Source organism: Halomonas sp. BDJS001, assembly GCF_026104355.1.
Classification (GTDB): Bacteria; Pseudomonadota; Gammaproteobacteria; order Pseudomonadales; family Halomonadaceae; genus Vreelandella.
This window is the reverse complement of the sequence record NZ_CP110535.1, coordinates 132817-159158: the sequence shown is the minus strand read 5'-3', so window position 1 is coordinate 159158 and position 26342 is coordinate 132817. Positions and strand designations below refer to the sequence as shown.

Below are 26342 nucleotides of genomic sequence, written 5' to 3'. Positions count from 1 at the left end.
CTCGCCGTCGAAAATCTAGTTCGATAACTCAGTCGTCGATAACACTGTAGTCGATAACACTATCTTCAATAACGCCATCTTCAATAACGCTTTTACGTTTCTGTCGTGGCCGCTCTCAATGAGCAGTACTGCTGTCGTTCAATATCATCGAGTGTTCGACACCAGCTACAACAGAAAAAGGCCGGCAGCGGGATATCCCGCCGCCAGCCGTGGAAGCTTACGCAGCGCGTAAAGCCGTCCGCACAAGAATTACTTGAGCTCGACGGTTGCGCCCGCTTCTTCCAGCTTGGCTTTAGCTGCTTCAGCGTCGTCTTTAGACATGCCTTCTTTGATGGTCGCCGGAGCGCCGTCAACAGCACCTTTAGCTTCTTTCAAGCCAAGGCCGGTGATCTCACGAACTGCCTTGATCACGTTAACTTTCTTGTCGCCAGCAGACGTCAGAACAACGTCAAACTCAGTCTGCTCTTCAGCCGCCTCGCCACCACCAGCAGCCGGACCAGCCATCACAGCAGCAGCGGCAGAAACGCCGAATTTCTCTTCCATTGCTTCGATCAGCTCGACAACTTCCATTACGGTCATGTCGGCTACAGCATTGATGATATCGTCTTTAGACAGTGCCATTGTTTCATTCCTAACTTTGCGGGAGTCTCGGTCAGCCGAGGACTCAGGATTCATTGCTCGGTTCAGGCAGCGCACTGGTTAAACCATTGACGCCACCTGCAAGAAAACCTGCTTAGGCGGCTTCTTGCTTCTGGTCGCGCAGTGCGGCCAGAGTACGAACCAGCTTGCCAGCGGAGGCTTCTTTCATTACCGACATCAACTTGGCAATTGCTTCGTCGTGAGTCGGTAGGGTTGCCAGACGGTCGATGTCAGCAGCCGGAATCAGCTCACCTTCGTAGGCCAACGCTTTTACTTCGAAGTTTTTGTCCGTTTTAGCAAACTCTTTGAACAGACGAGCGGCAGCGCCCGGATGATCAGTAGAGAAGGCCAACAATGTAGGACCAACGAAGCTATCGTTCAAGCACTCCCACTGAGTGCCCTCGAGAGCGCGGCGAGCCAGCGTGTTACGTACAACACGTAGCTCTACACCATTCTCGCGCGCCTGCTTGCGCAGATCGGTCATTTTACCGACCGTAACGCCGCGAGAATCAGCAACTACGACGGAGAGTGCGCCCTTGGCCGCTTCACTGACCTCGGCAACAATCGCTTTCTTGCCTTCAAGTGCTAGTGGCACAGTGATCACTCCTTCGTGCCGGAACCCAAGAAGGTTCCGGTGGTTACCATCTCTCCCCGCTGTGCTTTACAAAATGCGCTGCAAAGCGGGAAGCCTTGGGGATGGTGCTCACCAGAAAGCCGTTTAAAGCTTAACCAACTGGCGGCCACACCATCTGCGCAGGCGCTTCTGAGGCAATTAAGCCGCGCTGCTGAGTACGAACAAACGTACTGGTCAAGCGCGGCACCTGCGGTCTTTGACGATGCCCAGTCCAGTGATAGCCACTAAACGGGGGACCGCAAAGTTCTTGCTCGGTTCCTACAAAAAATCAACGATGACTCGCTTACGCGAAAGCAGAGTGATCGATTGTCAAACCCGGGCCCATGGTAGTAGACAGGGTCATTTTTTTGAAGTAAATGCCTTTAGACGAGCTCGGCTTGAGGCGCTTCAGGTCAGCAACCAGTGCTTCCAGGTTGCCGTTAATCGCTGAGGCGTCAAAATCCACTTTACCCAGGGTAGTGTGGATAATGCCGTTCTTGTCGGTACGGAAACGCACCTGACCCGCTTTGGCATTTTTAACCGCGGTCGCCACGTCGGGCGTTACGGTACCAACTTTCGGGTTAGGCATCAGGCCACGCGGGCCTAGAATTTGACCTAGCTGGCCTACAACGCGCATAGCATCGGGCGAAGCGATAACGACGTCAAAATCCATCACGCCTTTTTTCACTTGCTCAGCCAAGTCGTCCATACCCACGATGTCGGCGCCAGCTTCTTTAGCGGCATCGGCATTAGCACCCTGAGTAAAGACAGCAACGCGTACATCTTTACCGGTGCCGTTAGGCATAACAGTAGCGCCTCGCACCACCTGGTCGGATTTACGCGGGTCAACGCCCAGGTTGATGGCGACATCAACGGACTCTTTGAATTTAACAGTAGACAGCTCGGCGAGCAGCGCTACCGCTTCTTCAATAGAGTAGGCTTTGGTAGTGTCTACTTTTTCGCGAATAACTTTCGCACGCTTAGACAGTTTAGCCATGATCAGAGACCCTCCACGTTTAGGCCCATGCTGCGAGCACTGCCAGCAATGGTGCGTACAGCGGCATCGAGATTCGCAGCCGTCAAGTCAGGCTCTTTGGACTTGGCGATCTCTTCAAGCTGTTCACGCGTTACGGTGCCGACCTTCTTCTTGTTCGGCTCACCAGAACCGGACTTGATGCCAGCGGCTTTTTTCAGCAGCACGGCAGCAGGCGGCGTTTTGGTAACAAACGTGAAGCTACGGTCAGAGTAGACAGTGATCACGACTGGCGTCGGCAGGCCCGGCTCAATTTCTTGAGTCGCGGCGTTGAACGCCTTACAGAATTCCATGATGTTCACGCCGTGCTGACCCAGCGCTGGCCTACCGGCGGACTTGGATTGGCTTTACCTGCAGCAACCTGCAGTTTGATATAAGCCTGTACTTTCTTGGCCATCTTTAACACTCCAGTTGGGTAATAGCGCCCGAAGGCTCCCCGGTACCAGTGAAACAGCTGACTAGCCATCCCACACGAATTAAAACCTACTGCTTACTCACTACTACTAACTATTCGCTACTAACTATTTACCACTCACCCGTCACTCTTTCTCAACCTGAGAAAACTCCAACTCAACAGGTGTAGAGCGCCCAAAAATCAGCACACTGACATGCAGACGACTCTTTTCGTAATTCACTTCCTCGACGACGCCGTTGAAATCGGCAAACGGCCCGTCAATAACACGCACCGACTGGCCCGGCTCAAACATCGTCTTGGGCCGCGGCTTATCGGTACCATCTTTAACGCGCATCAGAATTGCATCTGCTTCGCGTGACGTAATCGGTGCTGGCTTCTCTTTTGTACCACCGATGAAGCCCATAACACGGGGCGTCTCATTGACGAGGTGCCATGTTTCGTCGGCCATCTCCATCTCGACCAGCACATAGCCAGGATAGAACTTACGCTCACTTTTGCGACGCTTGCCGTCACGCATTTCAACGACTTCTTCAGTCGGCACCAGAATCTCGCCAAAGCGATCCTCCATACCGTACATTTTCACACGCTCGATCAACGAGCGCATGACATGCTTTTCAAAGCCAGAATAAGCGTGAACGACGTACCAACGTTTGGACATGAAAGCTCCTAACCAATGACGCCGGACATCGCCCAGCCAAGAAGAGTGTCGATCAACCACAGCATTAGCCCGACCACCAGAACGGCCACCAACACAATGGCGGTGGTCTGAATGGTTTCGGGACGGGTCGGCCATACAACGCGCTGAATCTCTTTCTTGGCGCTTCTGGCAAGCTCTACTAAATCACGACCCTTGGTAGTGGTTAGCGCGATCAAACCCGCAATCACACACAACACCACTACACCAAGCACGCGGTAGAGCAGGCCAATATCGGCGAAATAGGTATTACCAACAACAGCAACGACAAGCAGCGCTACGACCGCCGCCCACTTGAGCCCGTCATGGCGCGTCTGTTGCACCTCGGCGCCATGTTTTACAGAACCAGGCTTCATAAAAACGAGACTCCTCAGGGTACGGCGAACGATAAAAGAATTTTGGAAAAAGACATACCAACCTGGGGAAGGTTGGCAGGCCAGGAGGGAATCGAACCCCCAACCTGCGGTTTTGGAGACCGCTGCTCTGCCAATTGAGCTACTGGCCTGTATCGTCGTACTGACTTTCTACATTCTACATTTGCTTCTTACTTCTGCCGACAAGCGTCTTTCCAATCGCCTATACAACAGCGGGCGCCATGGTAGCGGAGAAACCCACCCCTGACAACCCCCTCTTTACGCTCAAGCGTCGTATAAACCACCTAAACGCAGAGACAAAAAAAGCGAGCTTCGCTCGCTTTATCTGCAATATGGAGCTCATGGACGGAATTGAACCGTCGACCTCACCCTTACCAAGGGTGTGCTCTACCCCTGAGCTACATGAGCCAAACACATCAACTGGAGCGGGCGGCGGGAATCGAACCCGCACCATCAGCTTGGAAGGCTGAGGTTCTACCATTGAACTACGCCCGCAGAACTTGCCTATAGAATGACAATCCGCTGCACGAGAAACAGTAGCTAACGCCCGCTTACCGGCTTTTCATTCCCAAACACCGAGAAGCTCAGCGCCTGATAAATCTGGTGGAGAGGGAAGGATTCGAACCTTCGAAGCTTTCGCGGCAGATTTACAGTCTGCTCCCTTTGGCCACTCGGGAACCTCTCCAACTGTGGCGGCACATTATGCCAGCCTTCAAAACAGTGTCAAGCTAGATATTTACTTAATTTATCGTAGCTTGCGATGCCAGGGCACCTTCTGCCTGTCTTGGAACGCGCTGCATTCTGTCAAAGCAGCATGGAGAATGCAAGTGCCGCGCGAATCTTTTCTAGCGCCACAGGTTCAGGCACCCGCGGTGCGCCCGACATTTTACCCGCTCGCTCGGCGAAGGTCATCGGAAAGCACGCCTCCAAGCCGCCGTAAACCATATCCGGCCACACCGCATGGGGCACCTGTACGCCTCGCGAAACAACTCGCGCATCGCCCCCTGTCAACAGCATTGGCAGCGCCACACCCTCTTGATCACACACTTCGCTATAAATGCGATTAATGGCACTGACGGCGGCCATATAAATACCGTGGTTAACCGCATCAACGGTTCGCCGCCCCGGCTCTAACAACTCATCGGCCTCGCTTTCAGGATCAATGGCCACATTGCGAGTGCCAAGCTTCAGACTCTCTTTCATCAGCCGCAGGCCAGGAATAATAAAGCCACCCAGGTGCTGGCCGCCTGGCAGCACAAAGTCGATCGTTATCGCGCTGCCGCAATCCACCGCACAGCAACCGCCCGCTAACTGATACCCCGCCAGCGCCCCCATCCAGCGATCAACACCCAGACGCCCCGGCTCTTCGTAGCCGTTAACCACGCCTAGCGCCTCTTGGGTAGAGTGCGCCACATGAACATGGCGCACCCGGCGTCGCAGCAAGGCGACCGTTTCTTCCAGTACTGCCGCCCTGGCAACGCTGGATATCCGCACCGCCTCGACCACGTCAAGATCGGGAATATCGGCCCCTGGACGCCACTCTTCCCGGGTCCACACTGCCCCCCGGGAGCGTATCTCGCTACTCTCGGCATCCTTGAGCCGCCACTTGGACAGCGTGTTGCCGATATCAAGATCCAGAATCATAAACGCCTGCGCACGCTGATCTCACCGCCGGCTAGGCGTCGCGAGTGACCATTTTCGGTAACCCAGAGGTTACCACTCTCATCCACTTCTCCGGCAACGGCATCGCTGACCTGCTCTCCCTGAATCACCCGAATCGGCAGCCCGGCATAGGCGTGGCGCTCATTCCAGGCATCACGCCAGGCGCCAAAACCATCCTGCTCAAAGGTAGCCAGCATGGCCAACAGACCTGCCACCTCCTCTGAAGCCAACTGATTGCGCGAGATATCCGGCAGTCGCTCGAAAAGCGCCGCCACGGGCTGGTCGATAGCGGCTCGTTGCGCTTCGGGCAACCAGAGGTTCATACCAATACCGATAACCACCTCGCAGGGGCCTGCCGCATCCCCAGTTACTTCGATAAGAATACCGGCCAGCTTGCCTAACTCATCGTCAGGCTCATCCCCCTGCTCAGAGAGCAGAATATCGTTTGGCCACTTAAGCTTCGGCGCCACACCATGCCGCTCAAGCACTTGGGCCACCACAACGCCCACCGCCAAACTCAAGCCTTCCAGCACGGCGATACCCGACTCAAAGCGCCAGCCCAGCGAAAGCATTAGGCTCTGCCCCCAAGGCGTCGACCAGACACGCCCGCGGCGTCCACGCCCCGCTGTCTGCAGCTCAACCAGACACACTTCGCCATGCCCTGCGCCCTGCTCAAAGCGTTGGCGCAGATACTCATTGCTGGAGGGTAACTGATCTTCAACAAACAGCCGCGCAAGGTGGTGGCGCGCCTGAGCGGGCAACTGTGCAACGATTTTGGCGCCCTCCAAGGGCTCCAGTCGTTGCGCCAGCTGGTAGCCACGGCCTTTCACCGCGACAATCTCCACCCCAAGTGCTTCCAGTTTTTTTAACTGTTTCCACACCGCCGCACGAGAAATACCCAGCGTTTCACCCAGTTGCTCGCCAGAGTGAACCTCGCCATCGCTTAACAAACGCATCAGGTTGCCGATGGTCATGCTCCTGCCCCAGTGGGAAAAGCGCTAGTCTAGCGGATGCTGGATCATGGCGAAAACATTCCTAGACCAAGGTTGATATGGGAGGCAGTAATATCAGCGAAGCCTTTGGCATGGTAGAATGACTATTGGACGCAAGCCCTGAGCCAAGATGGTCGGCAAATTGCCAGCCCTTGCGACCCGCATTTTCCGACCCGTGGACAAACGGGTGTTCACAAGAGTTCTCTCTCAGCATGCAAAACCAGCAAAACTCCAGCGCGGTTAATAACCTGCGCAACGTCGCGATCATAGCCCACGTTGACCATGGTAAAACCACACTGGTCGACAAACTCCTGAGCCAGTCCGGCACCCTTGACCGTAAAGCAGAAGGTCAAGAGCGCATCATGGACTCAAACGATCAGGAAAAAGAGCGTGGCATTACCATTTTGGCCAAGAACACGGCCATTCAGTGGCAAGACAGCCAGGGTAACGGTTACCACATCAACATTGTGGATACACCTGGGCACGCCGATTTCGGTGGCGAGGTTGAGCGCGTTATGTCGATGGTCGATTCGGTGCTACTGCTAGTAGACGCCGTTGATGGCCCGATGCCGCAAACCCGCTTTGTGACCCAGAAAGCCTTCGCCCAAGGCCTGCGGCCGATCGTGGTGGTCAACAAAATTGACCGCCCCGGCGCACGTCCTGACTGGGTAATCGACCAGATTTTCGATCTGTTCGACAATCTTGGCGCGTCTGATGAACAGCTCGATTTCCCGATCATCTACTGCTCTGCCCTAAACGGCATTGCCGGTATGGATCCTGAAGAGCTGGCGGACAACATGGATCCCATGTTCCAAGCCATCGTCGATATCGTTGAGCCGCCCCAGGTTGAGCTCGATGGCCCCTTCCAGATGCAGATCTCTGCACTGGATTACAACAGCTACGTAGGCGTTATCGGTCTTGGCCGCATCAAGCGCGGCGCGGTGAAACCGAACCAGCAGGTGTCGGTAATCGGCGTTGACGGCAATGTGCGTAAGGGCAAAATCGGTCAGGTCATGACCCATATGGGCCTTGAGCGCGTGCAGACCAACGAAGCCACCGCGGGCGACATTGTCTGCATCACCGGCATCGATGACCTGTCTATTTCCGATACGCTATGCGATCCAGCCAAGGTCGAAGCCCTGCCGCCGCTGTCCGTCGACGAACCGACCGTTTCAATGACCTTCCAGGTCAACGATTCACCATTCGCCGGTAAAGATGGTAAGTTTGTGACCAGCCGTAATATCAAGGATCGCCTTGATCAAGAGCTGATTCACAACGTGGCACTGCGCGTTGAACAGGGCGAAACCCCTGAGAAGTTCAAGGTTTCCGGGCGTGGCGAACTGCACCTTTCGGTGCTGATCGAAACCATGCGCCGTGAGGGCTTTGAGCTGGCCGTAGGCCGTCCTGAAGTCATCATCAAAGAGATCGACGGTGAGAAGCAGGAGCCCTACGAAGAGGTCATCATCGACTGTGAAGAGCAGCATCAAGGCTCGATCATGGAAGAGCTCGGCTACCGTAAAGGCGAGATGACCAACATGCTGCCGGACGGTAAAGGCCGGGTTCGCCTGGACTTCATCATTCCTGCCCGCGGTTTGATCGGTTTCCGTGGCCAGTTTTTGACCCTGACCTCGGGCACCGGCATCCTGACCAGCCGCTTTGATCACTACGGCCCGCTGAAGCCTGAAGCCTCTATCGAGCGTCGTAACGGCGTACTGGTTTCGATGGTCGACGGCAAAGCCCTTGCCTATGCGCTGTATGCGCTGCAAGAGCGCGGCAAACTGATTATCGATCACGCCACGGAAGTCTACGAAGGTATGCTGATCGGTATCAACAACCGCGCTAACGATATGGTGGTTAACCCCACCAAAGGCAAGAAACTCGACAACATGCGCTCCACCGGTAACGATGAAAACATCGTGCTAACCCCGCCGGTTAAGTTCTCTCTGGAGCAGGCCATCGAGTTCCTCGACTCTGACGAACTTGTCGAAGTCACGCCGGCGCATATCCGTCTGCGCAAAAAGCTGCTGAAAGAGACCGAGCGTAAGCGTTTTAGTAAGAAGTAAACCGCTCCAAGCAGTTAGCTACCAAGAAACCCGCGCAAGCGGGTTTTTTTATGCCCTCCCGCTTCTGCACTCACATCAGCCCTCTGCGCCCACCCTTTTGCCATAATCTTTGCCAAGATAGCCCCCTAAACGCAGCCTAAACGCTAATACGCTGGAAAGGCGGCGCGTTCTATCGCACAGTAACGCTAATTTCAGCGCGTCCAAGGCACGCTGACATCGCCACATTCATACAGGCGTTTGGATACTTACCCCCATCCTGACGCCCAAACACGGACACTCTTACCCATGAGCGGTCATAACGTCTGGACGCATAAAGGCACTTTTCTTCTCGCCGCGGTTGGCTCCGCCGTCGGCTTGGGTAATCTTTGGCGCTTCCCCTACCTCACCGGTGAAAACGGTGGCGGTGCCTTTATACTGGTCTACGCGCTGACGATCTTCGCCGTCGGCATCCCGATTCTGATTGCCGAGATCATGCTGGGTCGCACCAGCCGCCAGAGCCCGATTATGGGCATGCGGCATCTGACCAAAACCCATGGCACCTCACGGGCCTGGGAAACCATCGGCTGGCTCGGCGCCGCCTCGGCGTTTTTGATTTTAAGCTTCTACTCGGTGATCGCCGGCTGGGCAATTCACTACACCTGGCTGATGCTGACCGGCTCACTGGTCGGCGCCGATGCACAGACCATTAGCACTGGCTTTGACGCTCTGCTGGCCGCCCCTGGCCTAATGACCCTCTATCACACCCTTTTCATTGCCGCGTCCGCGCTGATTGTCGGTATGGGTATTCATAAAGGTATCGAATCAGGCCTGCGCATTATGATGCCCGCGCTGTTTGTGATTCTGTTGGTGGTGCTGGCCTACGGCGTGATCAATGGCGATATAGGCGCCGCCGCCAGCTTTCTATTTACCTTTAATATCGCCGACCTCAGCCTCGAGGGCTGGCTACAGGCTATGGGCCAATCATTCTTCACCCTGAGCCTGGGGATGGGGGCCATCATGGCTTACGGCGCCTATATGCCCAGCGATGTATCGCTGACCCGCACCGCCTTTGCTGTGGCTATTGTCGATACCGCCGTGGCCATGGTGGCAGGCCTGGCCATTTTTGCCCTGGTGTTTGGGGCTGGGCTGGAAACCGGGCAAGGACCTGGCCTGATGTTTGTTACCCTTCCGCTAGCATTTGCCGAGATGCCGTTTGGCGCTTTGGTAGGCGGTGTGTTCTTTATCCTGGTTCTGGGCGCCGCTATCAGCTCCTCTATTTCGCTGATCGAACCCGTCGCCGCCTTCCTGGTGGAGCGCTTTGATATGACCCGGCCGCAGGCGGTCACGATCATGGTGACCGCCGCCTGGGCGATGGGCTTACTGACAGTGGTTAGCTTTAACCTCTGGGCCGAAGGAACGATCTTCCACACCCTCTTTGGGCGCACGGCTTTCGACTTTATCGAGCTACTGACCAATATCTTTATGCCGGTAGGCGGTCTGCTCATAGCGCTATTTGCCGGCTGGGCGCTAACCCAGAGCGAAGTGATGAAGGAGTTGGGCAGCAGTGTCGCCTGGTTTAAGGTATGGCGTTTTCTAGTACGCTTTGTGGCGCCTGCTGCCGTAGCCTTTGTGTTTTTACGCACCCTTCCTCAAGTGGAGGGCTACCTTATTCCCACCCTTGGCGCACTGCTCATTATCGGTGCCTTTGCAGCCAGCCAGCGGTGGCTAAAAAAACCACGACAAACAACTTAATAACAGTGCGCAGGCGGCTTTGTAGCCGCCTGCATCGCGTGGAGACACCATGACCCCTCTTATTGATGTACAGCACGTCAACAAAGCGTTCGGCGGCCTGCAGGTGATTAACGACTGCTCCATTCAGGTGGAGAAGGGTTCTATTACCGGCATGATCGGCCCCAACGGCGCGGGAAAATCAACCCTGTTTAACCTGATTGCCGGTGCGTTGACCCCGGACAGCGGCCGTGTCCTGCTTGATGGTGAAGATATCACCTCACTCAGCGCCGACCAGCGCTTTCATCGCGGACTTCTGCGCACTTTTCAGATCGCCCACGAGTTCAGCCAGATGAGTGCGCTGGAAAATCTGATGATGGTGCCGCCCAAGCAAGCCGGTGAAGACCTTTTTAGCGCCTGGTTAAAGCCCGGTAGGGTTCGGCGGGAAGAAGCCGAGGTGCGCCGCCGCGCCCTGGAGGTGATCGACTTTGTCGGCCTGCACCACGTGCGTAATGAGCTAGCGGGCAACTTGTCCGGCGGCCAGAAGAAGCTGCTGGAGCTTGGCCGCACCATGATGACCGACGCCAAGGTGGTGCTCCTTGATGAGATCGCCGCCGGGGTAAACCGCACCCTGTTGGGCGATTTGATCGGCAATATTGAGCGCCTGAACCGCGAGATGGGCTACACCTTTCTGGTCATTGAACACGATATGGAGATGATTGCTCGCCTGTGCGATCCAGTCATTGTGCTGGCTCAGGGCAGCGTGATGGTGGAGGGTCATATCAACGATATCCAGAACAATCCTGAAGTCATCGAGGCCTACTTCGGTACCGATGCCGCTTAAGCGTGGCGCTTTCTCCCATTAGCCAATGACTATAATAATGTCGCTGCAACGCGACCTTGCTGGAATACTTTGCTTATGTCATCAACAACCAGGCCATTAATCGACGCACGGGATGTGCACGGCGGCTATGGCGGCATGAATATCCTTAACGGGGTGAACATGACGCTGGAGGCCGATGAGGTCGGTGTGATAGTCGGCCCTAACGGGGCGGGCAAATCCACCATGCTGAAAGCAGTGTTTGGCCTGCTGCATGTCAATCAGGGCGAGATACTGCTTAACGGTCAGCCGATTCAAAACTTACCGCCTAACCAATTGGTACAGCGAGGCATGGGCTTTGTGCCCCAGGAGAAGAACGTTTTCCCCAGCCTTTCGGTGCAGGAAAACCTCGAGATGGGCGCCTTTTTAAAGCCGCAAAACGTCAAGCGTATGCTCGCTCAGGTGTATGAGTTTTTCCCCCCCCTGTATGAAAAGCGCCGCCAGCCCGCCGGCGAGCTCTCCGGGGGGCAGCGCCAGATGGTCGCCATGGGGCGCGCCTTGATGGCCGAGCCCAGCCTGCTATTGCTCGATGAGCCCACCGCGGGGCTCTCGCCGCTTTACATGAATGAAATCTTCGACCGCGTCAAACAGATCAACGCCGCTGGCGTGGGCATTTTGATGGTAGAACAGAACGCCAAACAGGCACTCGCGATAGCCGATAAGGGCTTTGTGCTGGCTGCTGGTCAAAACCGCTTTACCGACACCGGGGCGGCACTGCTCGCCGACCCCGATGTCGCCAAAAGCTTTTTGGGCGGCTAGCCCCAGGGAGATAGACGTGAACGAACTGGTTTTTTTATCAATAATGTGGTGATCTCGGGCAGCGTCAGCGGCTCTATTTATGCCATCGGGGCGATTGGCGTAACGCTGATTTTCAGCATTATGCGCTTTGCCCACTTCGCCCATGCCGACATGATGACCTTCGGCGCCTTTATGGTACTGCTGCTCACCACGCTGTTCCCGGCAGCGGGTGCCAGCATTGGCGTGCCGACCGCGGTTCTGATGCTGCCGCTGGCCATACTGTTGACTGCCGCCCTGGCAGTGGGGATCGACAAAACCTTTTACAAGCCACTACGCGCCCATGGGGTCAAGCCGATCGTGTTGGTAATTGGATCACTGGGGGTCACCTTGATTCTCCAGGGCTTGATCCGCCTGTTTGCGGGCACCGGTGGGCAAAGCCTCTACGTAGATGACCGCAAGGAGATTTTTCGCCTTACCCTTCCCTTTGAGGGCGCCCGCGCGCCGATTGTAGTGACCGAACCGCAAATTTATCTGTTTGTGATTACCATCGTCGCGGTCATCTCGCTACACCTTTTCCTCAATCGTTCGCGGCTAGGCAAAGCCATGCGTGCCATGTCGGATAATCCTGAGCTCGCCCAGGCATCGGGTATTAATACCAATACCATTGTGGCGGTGACCTGGGTGATTGCGGGGGCTTTGGCCGCTATTGCTGGAACACTGCTCTCCCTGGATGTCACCTTCAAGCCCGACTTGAGCTTCTTCCTGCTACTGCCCATTTTCGCTGCCGCCATTGTGGGCGGCGTTGGCCACCCTTACGGCGCCATTGCCGGTGGCTTTGTGGTCGGCTTTGCCGAAACCCTGGCGGTGTTTAACTGGAACGTGCTGCTGCGCCCCTTCCGCGACAGCCTGCCCACCTGGTTAGAGCTACCCTCCAACCTGTCCTTTGTGGGCACCGAGTACAAAATTGTGGTGCCGTTTTTCATTCTTGTGGCCATTCTGGTGTGGCGCCCTACCGGACTCTTTAAAGGCAAGGTGATTTAATGACCAACTCAGAAAATACCCGCAACCCTGCCTACACCCCTGAAGACGCAACGCCTGTCCGTCGCTTCCCGCTACGCGAGCTGATCCTGTTTGGTGTGCTGCTGGTGGCGATTCTGGCGGTCTACGCCATCATGGGCGCCGCCTACAGCACGCGCATGCTGGTTGAAGCCGCCTGCTACGCCATCCTTGCCCTGGGCTTAACGATCCAGTGGGGTTACGCAGGACAGTTCAACGCCGGGGTGATGGGCTTTGTCGCCCTGGGCGGTTTCTCTGCGATGCTGTTCAGCGTGCCGGTCAATGATGCGTTTTGGGGAACCGAACTGCCCGGCGAGCTGGGCCGCGTTTTACTCTACGGCGTGGCAGCGACGCTGCTGGTGATCGGTGCCAGCAAACTGGATCGCCTGGGCGTTCCCAAAAAACTGCGCACGCTTATCGCCGTGTTATTGGCGTTGGTGCTCTATCTGGTAGTGATCAGCTTGCTGCGTGAAGTGACCAGTGAGATACAATCCCGGGCAGGCTTTGTCGGTGGGTTTGGGCTGCCCGCCTGGATCGGCTGGATTGTGGGTGGTGCCTTGGCCGGTGGCGTTGGCTACTTTATTGGTCATATCTGCCTGGGCTTACGCAGCGACTACCTGGCTATTGCCACCCTGGGCATAGCCGAGATCATCAAGGCATTTTTAAAGAACTCTGACTGGCTGACCCGCGGCACCGCCACGGTCTCCCCGCTCCCCTGGCCCACGCCGGGGCCTGCCGAGCTGGGTTTCACCCTCGCGCGCGCGATCTACCTGTCGTTTACCGCAGTGATCATTGCGGTGATCTTCTTTCTGCTCAATCGCGCCTACAACGCCCCTTGGGGCCGCATGATTCGGGCCATTCGTGATAACGAAGTGTCTGCGGCCGCCATGGGTAAAGATATCAACAAGCGTCGCCTGGAGATCTTTGTGCTCGGCTGTATATTGATGGGCTTGGGCGGCGGCATCATGGGCACGTTTAACAGCCTCTTTGACCCTCAGGGCTATCTACCGCTGAACCATACCTTCCTGGTACTGGTGATGGTGATCCTCGGCGGGCCGGGCAATAACCTGGGCACCATTTTTGGCGCCGTGGCGGTGTATATCATCTGGATTATGTCCGAGCCGCTGGCACTCTATTTAATGCAGTTAGCCGTCGCCTTCGGCGAAGGTGCGTTCGGTTGGGATGCACCGGGCAATATGGATAGCCGCGCCCTGCAGGCTCGGGTGCTGGTCATTGGTGTGCTGATCACCATGGTACTGCGCTTTGCCCCCAAAGGCCTGCTACCCGAGAAGATCAAAAGCCACAGTTGATGGGGCAGCTTGGTTGGAGCAGATTGGTATGACTCTGCCGGACTAAGCCCGGCAGGTGGCAGCGGTTGCTGCAAACCACACGCAGTCGCGGGCGCCAAATCTGGCGCGATAGTGAATGCTAACGACCACACTACTTCGCTGACTGCGCCTCCAGCGCTTCAAACAATCGTGCCACTGCTTCAGCGCCGGGATCAATATGCCCCCGGAGCTGTTCGGCGTTGATATAGGCGGCACGCCCCGCGCTGGCCTTTACAATGGTAGCGGTATGCATTGCCCCTGTACGTGCTGCTCTAGCAGCGGAGGCAGTGCTATCGTCGAGGGCATCCAGGGCGGGTTTGAGGGCATCCACCAGGGTTCTGTCGCCTAACTTCGCGCCCCCAATTTGCTGCATCCGCTTGAGCCCCTCCTTCAGCGCAGCAACCCTGGGTAGTCCGCTGGACGCAGCCTCTCCTGCCGCGGAGAAGAAGATAGCCAGCAGCACACCAGAGGAGCCCCCCATGGTCTGGCTAAGCGCCTGCCCTATGGCCCGGTAAAGCTGGGAATGATCGGCCAGAGGCATTCTATCCAGCGCGTTTAACAAGGCTCTGGCGGCTCCAGCGAGGGTTGAGCCGGTATCACCGTCACCGGACTTGGCATCCAGTGCATTCAGATCCGCTTCGGCGTCGATCAGTACCTGGCACCACCTCGTCAGCAAGGTGGCGGTCTGATCATGCCAGGATGGGATAGGTTGAATAGGCAGTAAGCCATCGGGAAGCGGTTGTAGGGTGATTGGCTGGATACTCTTGCAGCCAGGCCAGGCCGTGGGGCCGCAGGCGGCGGCTAGTAAGGCCTCATCATCCCGGGTGAGCGGATACACCGATACAGAAAACCCCTGCATGTCCAGCGACGTCATCATGGGCGCTGGCCCGACGATGAGTTTCAGGCGGCTGGCAATGGAAGACGTCAGAAGCTCGTTGGCGAGTACCGCCATTTCCAGTGACGACGCGCCACCGAGGTTGTTCAGCAGTACAGCATGTGGCTGTTTATCCATGACGGTGGCCAGCTTTGCAGCGACGGCAGCCATGGCGTTTTTCGCGCCGTCGTAAGCAATCTGCTCAACACCCGCCTCGCCATGGATGCCAAGCCCCAGCTCCGCCATCCCATGGGGAATGCGCTGCTCTTTGGGCGAGCCGGGCACGCTACAGGTATCCAGTGACATACCGATGCTGTGGGTGTTTGCGATCACCCGCTTAGCGGCACTGGTCAGGGTTTCAAGCTCGGCACCCTGTTCGGCCAATGCCCCGGCTATCTTATGCACAAAGAGTGTGCCCGCCACCCCCCGAGCTTGTGGAAGGTCGGGCAAGGCAATATCGTCGTCGACCACCACCATGCTCACCTTGTGCCCTAAGGCACGGGCACGCTCGGCGGCCAGCCCGAAATTCAGCCGGTCACCGGTGTAATTCTTGACGATCAGCAAGCAGCCCGCCGATCCGGTAACCGCCAGTATTGCGGCCAGAACCGCATCGACCGAGGGTGAGGCAAAGACGTCACCGCAGACAGCCGCGGTTAGCATACCCTTGCCGACGAAGCCGGCATGGGCCGGTTCGTGACCAGAACCACCGCCAGAAACCAACGCCACTCGGGACTTATCCCAGTCGGCCCGCACCACCACGCGAATATGAGGATAGCCATCCAGGCGTGCCAACTGGCCACCGGATGCCCTGATAAGACCGTCGATCGCGTCAGTGACGGCGTCTGCTTTGTTGTTGATAAATTGCGTCATGATCTCGTCACCTCTGGTTGCTCGTACAGCCTCATCCCGCCCCTACCCGATATAGCCAGATAGCGCACGGTTGGCGCTCTGGGGGCTTGAAATTTTGTCGTTTGCCACCAGCTATTTTTTTATCAAGGGGCAACCCGAGACGTTGAGTATTTCGATTTACGTCATAGGTAGCAAGATCAGATAGGAGGTGACGTATGAATTTGCAAAAACTCTCTCCCTGGAACTGGTTCAAGAGCGAAAATGCCGATACACCGACTCCGCCATCCAGCGTGGAGCCGCGCCGCAGTGAGCTCTCCCCCTTCATGGGTATGCATCAGGAGTTGGATCGCTGGATGGACAGTGTCATGCGGCAGTTCGGCATGCCCTCCCTGGAAAGTCGCGCTGGTGACCTGCCGGGCCTTCTGCAGCCGCGGCTCGATATTGCCGAACACGACAGCGAGTATGTGATCAGCGTCGAGGTGCCGGGGGTCGAGGAGAAAGACCTCGCTATCTCCCTGGATGATAATCGTCTGGTCATTGAAGGTGAAAAGCGCCAGGAGAGCCATAGTGAAGATAATAAGCTCCATCGTATCGAGCGCTCCTATGGTCGGTTCCAGCGCGTACTGGATCTGCCTGGGGATGCCAAGGACGAGGATATCAAAGCCTCTTTCAAGAATGGGATTCTGACGGTACGGGTACCGCGTAGCGAACAGGCCAGGGCGGCTCGCCGTAAAATCCCCATTCAGTAAAAGTGGTTGCTGACGTTATGGGGCTCGCCGACTGGCGAGCTTTTTTTTGCTGCGCCAGGCATGGCGCTGGATGGATTACCTGTAGTGTCGGCTATTTAAGCGATAAACGACCACAAGGTGGGCCATACCAAATAAAAAATGCCCGGCTGAAACCAGCCGGGCACTCTTTCAATCCCAAGCCTTAGAATTAAAGATCAACCTGACCTTTGCTGGTAAAGGTGCCGTCTTCTACAGCCATCTCGACCACTACGCCAGGCACGTCGCCGTTATCATCGAACTCGTGGGAGCCAGAGGCGCCTTCGTAGTTGATCTCGGTGCCTGCGGCAATCAGTTCAACCGCTTTTTCCCACTCGCCAGGCAGAATCACTTCGCCAGGGGCGCTGGAAACGCTGCGCAGGGCTTCTGAAAGTCCTTCGCGCTCGGCGCTGCCGTTCTGCTCAATCGCCAGCGCGATCAGGAAAGCGGCATCGTAAGCCTGGGCAGCAAACACAGCGCTGGGGTCTAGATCAGCAGCTTCGGCAGCTTCAATGAAAATATCGGTACCGGGCAGGTCTGGGCTGCCAGGACGGGTGGCTATCATGCCATCCAACACGTCTGCGCCGATGGCATTGATCAGACTATCGCCCACCATACCGTCAGCGCCAACGTACTGGGTAAACATGCCGCTTTCATAGGCTTGGCGCAGCACGGTCTGACCCGAGGTGTCGGCGTAGGCCAGCACGACGAGAGTATCCACGCCACTGGCTGACAGTGAGCCTAGCTCAGAGCGATAATCCGCGCGGTTATCTTCGTGGGCAAGGTTTTCGGCAATCTCACCACCGCCGGCTTCAAAAGCAGCGCTAAAGGCGTCTGAAAGCCCCTGACCATAATCGTTGTTGACGTAAGTGACCGCCACAGCGTCGATACCTTTTTCAAGCAGCAGCTTGGCGAGGATCTCCCCTTGAAAAGCATCCGACGGCACGGTACGGAAGACCAGATCATTATCGTCCAGCTCCGATACCGCGGGGGCAGTAGAGGCAGGCGATACCATCAACACACCACCGGGGATGGCAGCATTATTAGCCGCGGCAATGGTCGCACCGGTACACAGCGCACCGACGATCGCGGTGACATTTTCCGAGTTGACCATGCGGTCGGCGGCGTTGGAGGCCGCCGAGGCATCGGAGCAGGTGGTATCACCAGACGGCATCACCAGCGTTTGGCCATCTAAAATACCGCCCTGCTCATTGATCTGCTCAACGGCGAGTTGCGCCCCTTCAAAAATCGGTGGTGTTAAACTCTCAATTCCCCCCGTAAAACCGCCCAAGAAGCCAACTTTGACCTCTGCCTGTGCGAACCCGGTCATTGCCAGGGTTGAGGCCGCCACAGCGGTGGCTAATGCGCGTTTATTGATCATGTTATTGGTCGCTCCCAGTGAGATAAGGTTTGTGCATTTTTTTAGTGTGCCCCAGCGGTTAATCGTTAAGGCTGCTATTAATCTGGAACTGGAACGGCAAAAACACAAGCACCGGTTTCTAACGCTAGTTTGCACAATGCACTATAACCAGCGCTCAAGCTTAAGCGTATGGCTTAACCAGGCGTTGAAATGGCGCCAAAAACCCCCTGGTTCAGTGGTTAAAACGTCCATTGCTCCATCGCGCTCCAGATGCCAGTTAAGCTCACCTTCTGGGGTAAGTTCGATACGATAGCTCAGCGCAGGCTCCTGCCCAACGGTCACCAGGTCGTTAAACGCCTTTATAAGGGTGTCACTTCGGGCCAGCACGCCAATTTCAGTATTCCAGTAGATCGACCGGGGATCAGCGTTAAACGAGCCCACGAACAGTTGATCGTCAAAGCTCAATGCCTTGATATGCAGCGCGGAAGCCGAAGCGCCGGGCACACGCATGTCTTCATCCGGGCCCGCTTCCTGTTCGGGGCGCAGCTCATAAAGGGCGATACCGTGGGCGAGCAGCGTTTCACGCCAGGGGGCATAGGCGCCATGCACCACGGCCGCGTCTGTCGACTCCAGTGAATTGGTAATGATCTCGACCATGACACCCTGATCGGCAAGCTGCGTTAATTTTTTCACCCCTTGCTCGGTGGGCACAAAGTAGGCAGAAATAATCACTAGACGCTGGTTAAGCTCGGTGGCATCGGTTAAATCACCTAGCAAGGTATCCCGCCACTCGGGCGTTCCAGCCGTCAGCTTGCCGGGGGCATCCCACATCGCCAGCCCTTCGCCCCAATGCAGGGTCTCCCATGGCGGCGCGCTGCGTGGCTGGCTGCGCAACTGGGTAAAGTATTCCGAGTCGGCATTATCGTCCAGCCACTCTTCCAGCTCCGTGGCAAGGGTTTGCCAGGCGTTATCGGCGACTTGATGATAGCGTTCAATAGGCTGCGCCAAGCCATGGTTCCAATACAGATCAAAACTGCGCGAAAGCTCAGGCACTACTTCGCCGATGGTCGTAAAGTCCAAATCGGCAAAGTTGCGCGAGTCGTTGGCATCGAAATACTCATCGCCCAGATTGCGCCCGCCTACAATGGCGACGCTGTTATCGGCTATCCATAGTTTGTTATGCATACGACGGTGCTGCTGAGCAGGGTTGACCACCGAGGCCAAGACGCGTGTGAACATATGCCCACGGCCCACCGGTAGCGGATTATAAACCCGCACATGGATACTCGGGTGGCTCGCCAGTGCTGCCAAGCGATCACCTTGGCCAACAGCACCGAAATCATCGACCAGCAGGCGCACCCGAACGCCCTCCTCAGCGGCATTCAGCAACTGAGACAGGATGAGCCGCGTCGTTTGTCCCTCACCCAGTAAGTAGGTTTGGATATTCAGTTCTCGCTGGGCTTGGCGAATCAATCCCACCCGAGCAGCAAAAGCTTCCTGCCCATTGGCCAGCAGCGCAAAACCATCGGGTTCTGTCTGTTCCGCTAACGCCTGATAAGCCTGTTCACCCAGCCAAGTACCGCGCCCCTCCTCCAAGGCAAGGGTGGTATGGTGTTCACGCGTCACCGCATGAGTACACCCCGCCAGTAGGCTGCACAGTAACAGTACGCTCAGCCATTGAGTCCAACGGCAAGCCTTAGTCATTGTCATTAAGACGTTCGGCCCAGCGCTTGCGAGCTAAGTTGCGTCGATAAAGACGCACGAGGGCGATGGTTAATGCAGTCGCGACCATCGCCGCAAGCACCACGCCCTGCCAGGGGCGTGCACCGTCCCCCATGACCGTTTCCAGGGTAATAATCAGTATTAAGCCAATCGCTTGGGAGCCGATCGCTAGCGCGCGCAGCTTATCGAAAGCGGGTGGGGGCATAACGTCTCCGTAATTTTCAGCTCGCGTGATATGGTCTCCCAGTGTACCTGCTTCACGGCTTGCTTAAGTGTAAACTTGAATTAAAAACTGAACTGGAAATCCATGAATGCCATCGCCCTCGGCCCGCTACTGATTTCGCTACCACGCCTTTACGCGGTTGGCTGCGCGCTGCTACTGCTACTCTGCGCGCGGCTTTTATTAGGTCTGCCCCGCCCGGCTCAACAGCGCTGGTTTACTGGACTTATCATTGTTTGGCTAGTCGGCGCGCGGGCCGGCCATATTATGCTCAACCTGGAGAGCTATAGCCCCAACCCACTTGAAGCGCTCAAAGTGTGGCAACCCGGCTACCAGGGCCTATGGGGAATGGCGGCAGGCTTGGTATGGACGGCCTGGACGCTACGCGCGCGGTTATTAGCGATGGGCGGTGCCATGGCTATGTTAGTGGCGGCCTCCAGTCTATGGCTAGTGTTGACCACCCTGGCGCCCCTGGGCGATGACTTTGCCGTTGAAACACTGCCGGAGATAACGCTTGAGGATATCGAGGGAAATCAGGTGTCTCTGCCAACGCTAACCGAAGAGAGTGACCTGATTATCGTCAACCTATGGGCCACCTGGTGCCCGCCCTGCCTGCGTGAAATGCCGCTGCTTGAAGAGGCCGCACAGCGCGACGGCGTTAGCGTAGTGGTCGCCAACCAGGGCGAGGATCTGCTACCCATGGTGCGCTACCTGGATGAGCAGCAGCTTGAGTTTCGCTATGCCCTGCGTGACCCCAGCCAGCAGTTGATGGCGCTTTTTCAGGCGCCGGGATTGCCCACCACCGTGCTGTTTGATGGCCAGGGCAACACCCTGGATGTCCACGTTGGCGAACTTACCCGCGCCCATCTGGATCGCTGGTTACAAGATTGATGCCGATACACCTTAATCCCCCCGCTGCTTTGCGTTAGAATCCCCCGCCCTGTTGCCGCCGGTGCTCACTACCGGTGGCATAAGACCCGTTTTGCAGACTCCCCCGAGGCATCATGAGCGATTTTTCTCCCGGCCAACGCTGGATTAGCGACGGCGAAGCTGAGCTTGGGCTCGGCACCGTGCTTAACTGCGACGCCCGTAGCGTTACCATTTTGTTCAGTGCCAGTCAGGAAACCCGTACCTACAACACCCGCCAGGCCCCGCTTACCCGCGTTATGTTCGGCAGTGGCGACCGCGTACTCTCCGCCGACGGCTGGCAAATCGTCGTCGATGACAGTAAAGAGTCGAATGGCCTGATCACCTATATCGGTGAAGACAAGCAAGGCAATCTGCGTGAACTGCCCGAGGCCAAACTCGCCGACACCATGCAGTTCGATCAGGCCCGCGACCGCCTGCTGACCGGCCAGGTCGATCGCAACGACTGGTTTGACTTGCGCTTTCGCACCCTGCACCACTATCAGCGTATTGAGCAGCACAGCGCCCTGGGCTTCTCCGGGCCGCGCATCGATCTGATTCCCCACCAGCTCTACATTGCCAACGAAGTCGCTAGTCGCCACGCCCCACGCGTGCTGCTAGCAGATGAAGTCGGCTTGGGTAAAACCATTGAAGCAGGCCTGATTCTGCACCGCCTACTGCTCAATGGCCGCGTTGAGCGAGCGCTGATTCTGGTACCCGACAGCCTCACCCATCAGTGGCTGGTCGAGCTGCTGCGGCGCTTCTCGCTTAACGTCACGCTGTTAGATGAAACCCAAAGCCAGGCCCACGGCAGTTACAACCCCTTTGAGAGCGCCCAACTGGTGTTAGCCAGCCAAGGCTGGCTGTTTGCCAACCCCCAGCGTCAAGAGCAGGCACTGGCCAGCCAGTTCGACCTGCTGATTGTTGACGAAGCGCACCACCTCGACTGGAGTGAAGAGGGCAGCGGCCCCGGCTACCGGTGCGTCGAACAGCTTTCGGCGGTGATTCCCGGCCTGCTGCTGCTCACCGCGACCCCCGAACAGATGGGCATCAAGAGCCACTTTGCCCGCCTGCGGCTGCTGGATAGCGAGCGTTATCACGACCTTGAGCGCTTCAAAGCCGAAGAGAGTCACTACACCGAAGTGGCCCGCGCCATTGATGCCCTGGAGGCCCTACCGGACGAGCCCAGCGCTCGCGCCCACGTCTCCGCGGTGGCCGATGACCGCGACAGCCAGGCGCTGCTGGCCACGCTATGCAACGATGAAGCGAGTAAAGAGCAGCAGAATACTGCCCGCGCCCAGCTAAGCGAAGCACTGCTGGATCGCCACGGCACAGGCCGGGTAATGTTCCGCAACAGCCGCCGCCACGTGGGGGGGTTCCCTGAGCGGCGTTTAAATTTAGCCCCGCTGGCGCTACCTTCGGCCTACCGCCGGGTAGTGCGCCGCCTGGAGCGCGACGACGACTACCTCGACGAGCTGCTGATCGAGACCGGCATGGATCACCCCGACGTGCTGATCTATCCCGATGCGGCCTATCGCGAGCTTAAAGATGACCCGCTCAACGGCGAAGAGTGGTGGCACATCGACCCGCGAGTCAACTGGCTACTGGAGAAACTCAGCGACGACAGCGAGAGCGGTTTCGCCAACGAAAAAGTCCTGGTCATTGCCCACCACCGGGAAACCGCCGAAGGTCTGGCCGAAGGGCTGCGGGTGCTGGGCGGCTATCATGCGCCAGTGTTCCACGAAGACCTCTCCCTGATCGAGCGTGACCGCGCGGCGGCAGCCTTTGCCGATGAAGACGAAGGCGTACAGGTACTGGTCTGCTCGGAAATTGGCTCTGAGGGGCGCAACTTCCAGTTCTGCCGCCACCTGGTGATGTTCGACATGCCCCAGCACCCGGATCAGCTCGAACAGCGAATTGGCCGCCTGGATCGCATCGGCCAACGCCACGCCATTGAGCTGCATATTCCTACCTTCGAAGGCAGCCCCGGCGAGCGCCTGCTGCGCTGGTACCACGAAGGTATGGATGCGTTCAGTGCCCCGCATGGGGTCGGCAACGAGCTGTTTGATGCCTTTGGTGACGCCCTGGCTGACGCCTTGCTGGATGATGAGGCACTTGAGGAAATTATCGCCGAAACCCGCGCCATGTTTAGCGCCAAGCTGGCAGAACACGATGCGGGCCGCAACCGGCTGCTTGAGCTCAACGCCTGCCGCCCCGCCCGTGCACAAACAGTGATCGACGCGGTGCAAGAGCTGGATGATGACGCAGCCCTACCGCGCTACCTGGAACGGGCGCTGGATATTTTCGGCGTGGATAGCCAGGAGATTGGCAAGGGCTTAATGCACCTGCAGCCCAGCCAACATATGCTCGACGGCCTGCCCGGACTGATCAAAGGCGAAGAGGGCTTTACCGCCACCTACAGCCGCGCCCAGGCGCTGGCCCGTGACGATGTCCAGCGACTCTCCTGGGAGCACCCACTGCTGCGCGAGATGATGGGCCGCGTGCTGGATGGCACCATGGGCAACTCGGCGCTCGCCCTGCTGCGCCACGACGCCATTCCCAGCGGCCGCTTGATGGCCGAGCTGGTGTTCCGCACCCACTGCCCGGCGCCCAAGAAGCTGCACCTTAACCGCTTCCTGCCGCCCACTGCGGTGCGCCTGTTGCTGGATGAATCGGGCGCCAACCTGACCAGCAAGATCTCCTTCACCGGCTTGGGCAAAAACCTCCAGAAGGTTAACAAGTCGCTGGCTCGGGACTTAATCAAAAGCCGCCACGACCAGTTGCGCGAGCTGCTGACCCAGGGTGAAGGCGAAGCCGAGCGCCAGTTGCCCAGCATTGTCGAAAACGCCGAAGCGCGCATGCGCGCTCAACTGGATGCCGAGATTGCCCGCTTAACGGCACTTGCCGAGCACAACCCAGCGGTACGCAGCGCCGAAATCGACGCGTTGAAAAGCGAACGCCAGGCGCTTAGCGAAGCGATTGAGAACACCCGCCTGCGGCTTGATTCAGTACGGGTGATTATCACCGTTGATGCTGACCGCTAAGCTATTGTTGCTTAAAGTATGGCCTCAAGCGCCTTGTCGAGAGTGGGGTATTGAAAGGTAAACCCTGCCTCTTCAAGGCGTGCGGGGCGCATATCGGCGCCGGTCAGCAGCAGCCGCGACATTTCTCCAAAGCCCGCTTTCAGTACAAAGGCGGGTACTGGGAAAATCGCTGGACGGTTAAGCTGCTTGGCCAAGGTCTTAGTAAAGGTGGCATTGGTCACCGGGTGCGGAGCGCTGCCATTGAAAGCGCCGCGCAAGCCCTCTTGATCGATGAGAAACAGGATCGCCGCAACCAAATCGTCGCGGTGAATCCACGGCATAAACTGCTCGCCGCTGCCAAAGCGTCCCCCCAACCCCAGCTTAAATGGCGGCAGCATCTTCTCCAGGCTGCCGCCGCCCGCTTCCAGCACCAATCCAATGCGCACGATTGCCAGCCGCACGCCCATGGCCTCGATAGGTTTGGCAGCGGCCTCCCACTGCTTGCACAGCCGATGAGCAAACTCATCGTTGGGTATTGTTTCCTCGGTTACCACGCGCTTGCCTTGATCGCCGTAGTAGCCCATTGCTGACCCCGATACCATCACCTTAGGCAGCGGCTGGCCGTTAGCTTTGAGCTGTTCGCAAAGCGCCACCAACTGCTCGGTCGCCGCCACCCGGGAGTTAATCAGTTTGGCTTTCTGCTCATCGCTCCAGCGCTTGGCAGCAATCGGCTCACCGGCCAGGTTAACCAAGGCGTCCGGCGGCGACTCAATAAACGCCTGGGCGCTATCGCGAATATCGCAATTGCTCGGCAAACGATCCCGCACCTGATGAGGCGAGCGGGAAACCACCTGCACCTCATGGCCCTGTTCAACTAACTGGCGGCATAGTCGCTGGCCGACAAAGCCGCTGCCTCCGGTGATTAATACGCGCATGGGGTTTGCTCCTGTTGGGTGACATCGTGGCATGCCTTCATGGCGGCACTGTTTATAACTGCTTTAATCACTGCGCTTTATAACTGCTCTATTTATAACGGTTTATAGTTGCATGCTTGAAAAAGAGGCAGATTAGATAAGAAAACAGCGACCAAATTGTACGATTTTTATACAAAACTGCTACAATGCACCTCAATAAAGATTAATTCGAGCGTTTTTACACGTTGCGAGTGCTCATGACCAAACCGCTACCGCCGCTTCCTGACCACCACTCGGTTGCTATCATCGGCGCGGGCATTGCAGGGCTTGCCTGCGGGCAGGTACTGGCCAGTAGCGGCGCCAGCGTCACGCTCTTTGATAAAGCCCGCGGCCCCGGTGGGCGTATGTCGAGTAAACGCCGATCTGTCGCCGTAGTTGACGTAGGCGCTCAGGCATTTAGCGTGCGCGACGCAGCATTTCAACACGCCGTCGATGAGTGGCTTGAGGCTGGCTGCATAGCCGCCTGGCCCACATGTACCTATCAGGCTAGCTCACGGGGCTGGCAGGCGCACGATGATGGCCAAAAACGCTACACCGGGGCGCCCAGAATGAGCGCTTTGACGCGATATATGGCTGATTCGCTAACGGCCATGCCCAATGCCGAGCTGCATACCGGCACCCCCATCGTAGCGCTGGAGCAACCCCCCAACGGCTGGCTGCTATTAGCTGCTGATGAGACTCACCACGGGCCTTATGACCAGATCGTGATTAGCGCTCCGCCTCCCCAAGCCCATGCGTTGGTCAAACCCTGGGACAACGCTTTGGCAGCAGTCTGTACCACCCGAGAGCAGCGTGCCTGTTGGGCGGGATGGGCGCTGTTTGACGGGCCGCTTCCCGCCCTAACCGGAGTTAATCCAGGCTGGCAGATGGCGCGGCTAGACCTCCCGATGCTTAATATAGTATCCCGCAATCAAACGAAACCGGGCCGAGAAACACAGTCGGAGAGTGTCAGCCTGCTAGCGCAACTCGATTGGAGCGAAGCCCACTTAGAACAGCCCGCCGAGTGGGTGGCAGAACAACTACTCACCGCTTTCAAGCGTACTTTCCCCCCTGCCGCCACGTTCCCCAAGCTAATAGAAACGGGCGCGCATCGTTGGCGCTATGCGCAGCCAACAACCCCCTGCGAGTATGATTACTTATACAGTGCGAATGGTTTGGCCCTTTGCGGCGACAGTTTTCGCGGTGGCCGTGTCGAGGATGCCTGGTTATCCGGCCACCGCTTGGGAGAGGCACTAATAGGCCGGTCGGTTCGATAAGCACGAAACTTAAATGATTAAGAAGGATTCTTATAAAGGTTGTACCGGGTAGCGACAAGTTGTACAAATGAGCATACAGTATCGTGCTAATGTTTAGTTTTTAAATCAGGCAATCTTTAAATGGAATATGAATCACCTTCGCTGCGGCGAACAATGACATACCCCTGCAGCGCCGTGCTGCAGATAACGAAGAGGTATTG

Annotated in this window: 22 protein-coding genes, 4 tRNA genes and 1 pseudogene; 10 read left to right on the top strand and 17 right to left on the bottom strand. The window is 57.1% G+C overall.

What is annotated here, in order from left to right; all coding sequences use genetic code 11:
- Positions 1-249 precede the first annotated feature (249 nt).
- From rplL to OM794_RS00700, 12 genes and pseudogenes are all read right to left on the bottom strand, one after another.
- Positions 250-621 carry a 50S ribosomal protein L7/L12 gene (gene rplL, locus OM794_RS00755; RefSeq protein ID WP_226250591.1) on the bottom strand — a complete coding sequence of 124 codons (372 nt, stop codon included), beginning with the start codon at positions 619-621 and terminating at the stop codon, positions 250-252.
- 112 nt (positions 622-733) lie between these two features.
- Positions 734-1234 (bottom strand): 50S ribosomal protein L10, encoded by a 501-nt coding sequence (gene rplJ / locus OM794_RS00750; protein WP_088702069.1) that lies wholly within the window; start codon positions 1232-1234, stop codon positions 734-736.
- 322 nt (positions 1235-1556) lie between these two features.
- A complete protein-coding gene (gene rplA / locus OM794_RS00745) occupies positions 1557-2249 on the bottom strand; it encodes a 50S ribosomal protein L1 (protein WP_226250590.1) in 693 nt (230 codons plus the stop codon).
- Positions 2250-2251: 2 nt separating this feature from the next.
- Positions 2252-2682: pseudogene (rplK, locus tag OM794_RS00740) on the bottom strand (50S ribosomal protein L11).
- A gap of 142 nt (positions 2683-2824) precedes the next feature.
- Positions 2825-3358 (bottom strand): transcription termination/antitermination protein NusG, encoded by a 534-nt coding sequence (gene nusG, locus OM794_RS00735; RefSeq protein ID WP_022520873.1) that lies wholly within the window; start codon positions 3356-3358, stop codon positions 2825-2827.
- A gap of 8 nt (positions 3359-3366) precedes the next feature.
- Positions 3367-3750, bottom strand: coding sequence for a preprotein translocase subunit SecE (gene secE / locus OM794_RS00730; protein WP_022520874.1), 384 nt, complete (start codon positions 3748-3750; stop codon positions 3367-3369).
- A 73-nt stretch (positions 3751-3823) separates the two neighbouring features.
- Positions 3824-3899 (bottom strand) — tRNA-Trp (locus tag OM794_RS00725).
- 202 nt (positions 3900-4101) lie between these two features.
- A tRNA-Thr gene (locus OM794_RS00720) sits at positions 4102-4176 on the bottom strand.
- A gap of 13 nt (positions 4177-4189) precedes the next feature.
- A tRNA-Gly gene (locus OM794_RS00715) sits at positions 4190-4263 on the bottom strand.
- 106 nt (positions 4264-4369) lie between these two features.
- Positions 4370-4453 (bottom strand) — tRNA-Tyr (locus OM794_RS00710).
- Between the two features lie 119 nt (positions 4454-4572).
- The gene (locus OM794_RS00705) at positions 4573-5412 is read right to left on the bottom strand and encodes a type III pantothenate kinase (RefSeq protein WP_088702066.1); all 840 of its coding nucleotides are present in this window, start codon (positions 5410-5412) and stop codon (positions 4573-4575) included.
- Positions 5409-6404, bottom strand: coding sequence for a biotin--[acetyl-CoA-carboxylase] ligase (locus tag OM794_RS00700; protein WP_226250588.1), 996 nt, complete (start codon positions 6402-6404; stop codon positions 5409-5411). Before OM794_RS00700 ends, OM794_RS00705 begins: the two co-directional genes overlap by 4 nt.
- A gap of 230 nt (positions 6405-6634) precedes the next feature.
- On the opposite strand from OM794_RS00700, the gene typA reads away from it, so the two are divergent.
- The 6 genes from typA (at position 6635) to OM794_RS00670 (ending at position 14176) form a co-directional block, all read left to right on the top strand.
- The gene (typA, locus tag OM794_RS00695; RefSeq protein ID WP_226250587.1) at positions 6635-8485 is read left to right on the top strand and encodes a translational GTPase TypA; all 1851 of its coding nucleotides are present in this window, start codon (positions 6635-6637) and stop codon (positions 8483-8485) included.
- Positions 8486-8770: 285 nt separating this feature from the next.
- Positions 8771-10216 carry a sodium-dependent transporter gene (locus OM794_RS00690; protein WP_226250586.1) on the top strand — a complete coding sequence of 482 codons (1446 nt, stop codon included), beginning with the start codon at positions 8771-8773 and terminating at the stop codon, positions 10214-10216.
- Positions 10217-10265: 49 nt separating this feature from the next.
- Entirely contained in the window at positions 10266-11036 is a 771-nt protein-coding gene (locus OM794_RS00685) for an ABC transporter ATP-binding protein (RefSeq protein ID WP_226250585.1), read from the top strand.
- 75 nt (positions 11037-11111) lie between these two features.
- Positions 11112-11831, top strand: coding sequence for an ABC transporter ATP-binding protein (locus OM794_RS00680; protein ID WP_088702061.1), 720 nt, complete (start codon positions 11112-11114; stop codon positions 11829-11831).
- Between the two features lie 48 nt (positions 11832-11879).
- Positions 11880-12851 carry a branched-chain amino acid ABC transporter permease gene (locus OM794_RS00675; RefSeq protein ID WP_265154163.1) on the top strand — a complete coding sequence of 324 codons (972 nt, stop codon included), beginning with the start codon at positions 11880-11882 and terminating at the stop codon, positions 12849-12851.
- On the top strand, positions 12851-14176 hold the full coding sequence (locus OM794_RS00670; protein ID WP_226250583.1) for a branched-chain amino acid ABC transporter permease: 1326 nt from the start codon (positions 12851-12853) through the stop codon (positions 14174-14176). Before OM794_RS00675 ends, OM794_RS00670 begins: the two co-directional genes overlap by 1 nt.
- A gap of 130 nt (positions 14177-14306) precedes the next feature.
- Here the strand turns inward: OM794_RS00670 and OM794_RS00665 are convergent, their stop codons facing one another.
- Positions 14307-15938, bottom strand: coding sequence for a dihydroxyacetone kinase subunit DhaK (locus OM794_RS00665; RefSeq protein WP_226250582.1), 1632 nt, complete (start codon positions 15936-15938; stop codon positions 14307-14309).
- 194 nt (positions 15939-16132) lie between these two features.
- Between OM794_RS00665 and OM794_RS00660 the strand changes: the two genes are divergently transcribed.
- A complete protein-coding gene (locus tag OM794_RS00660) occupies positions 16133-16666 on the top strand; it encodes an Hsp20/alpha crystallin family protein (RefSeq protein ID WP_226250581.1) in 534 nt (177 codons plus the stop codon).
- 187 nt (positions 16667-16853) lie between these two features.
- Here the strand turns inward: OM794_RS00660 and OM794_RS00655 are convergent, their stop codons facing one another.
- The 3 genes from OM794_RS00655 to OM794_RS00645 form a co-directional block, all read right to left on the bottom strand.
- Complete coding sequence (locus tag OM794_RS00655) at positions 16854-18062, bottom strand: ABC transporter substrate-binding protein (RefSeq protein WP_226250580.1); 1209 nt, start codon at positions 18060-18062, stop codon at positions 16854-16856.
- 141 nt (positions 18063-18203) lie between these two features.
- On the bottom strand, positions 18204-19751 hold the full coding sequence (locus OM794_RS00650) for a phospholipase D family protein (RefSeq protein WP_226250579.1): 1548 nt from the start codon (positions 19749-19751) through the stop codon (positions 18204-18206).
- The gene (locus OM794_RS00645; protein WP_226250578.1) at positions 19738-19968 is read right to left on the bottom strand and encodes a hypothetical protein; all 231 of its coding nucleotides are present in this window, start codon (positions 19966-19968) and stop codon (positions 19738-19740) included. The genes OM794_RS00650 and OM794_RS00645 overlap by 14 nt, the downstream gene beginning before the upstream one ends.
- A gap of 102 nt (positions 19969-20070) precedes the next feature.
- Between OM794_RS00645 and OM794_RS00640 the strand changes: the two genes are divergently transcribed.
- Positions 20071-20874, top strand: coding sequence for a TlpA disulfide reductase family protein (locus OM794_RS00640; RefSeq protein WP_226250577.1), 804 nt, complete (start codon positions 20071-20073; stop codon positions 20872-20874).
- 113 nt (positions 20875-20987) lie between these two features.
- Positions 20988-23933, top strand: coding sequence for an RNA polymerase-associated protein RapA (gene rapA, locus OM794_RS00635; RefSeq protein WP_226250576.1), 2946 nt, complete (start codon positions 20988-20990; stop codon positions 23931-23933).
- Positions 23934-23944: 11 nt separating this feature from the next.
- On the opposite strand, the gene OM794_RS00630 is transcribed toward rapA, so the two are convergent.
- Positions 23945-24847, bottom strand: a complete 903-nt coding sequence (locus tag OM794_RS00630; RefSeq protein ID WP_226250575.1) for a TIGR01777 family oxidoreductase — start codon at positions 24845-24847, stop codon at positions 23945-23947.
- Between the two features lie 236 nt (positions 24848-25083).
- On the opposite strand from OM794_RS00630, the gene OM794_RS00625 reads away from it, so the two are divergent.
- Positions 25084-26142, top strand: a complete 1059-nt coding sequence (locus OM794_RS00625) for an NAD(P)/FAD-dependent oxidoreductase (RefSeq protein ID WP_226250574.1) — start codon at positions 25084-25086, stop codon at positions 26140-26142.
- The last annotated feature ends 200 nt before the right edge of the window (positions 26143-26342 follow it).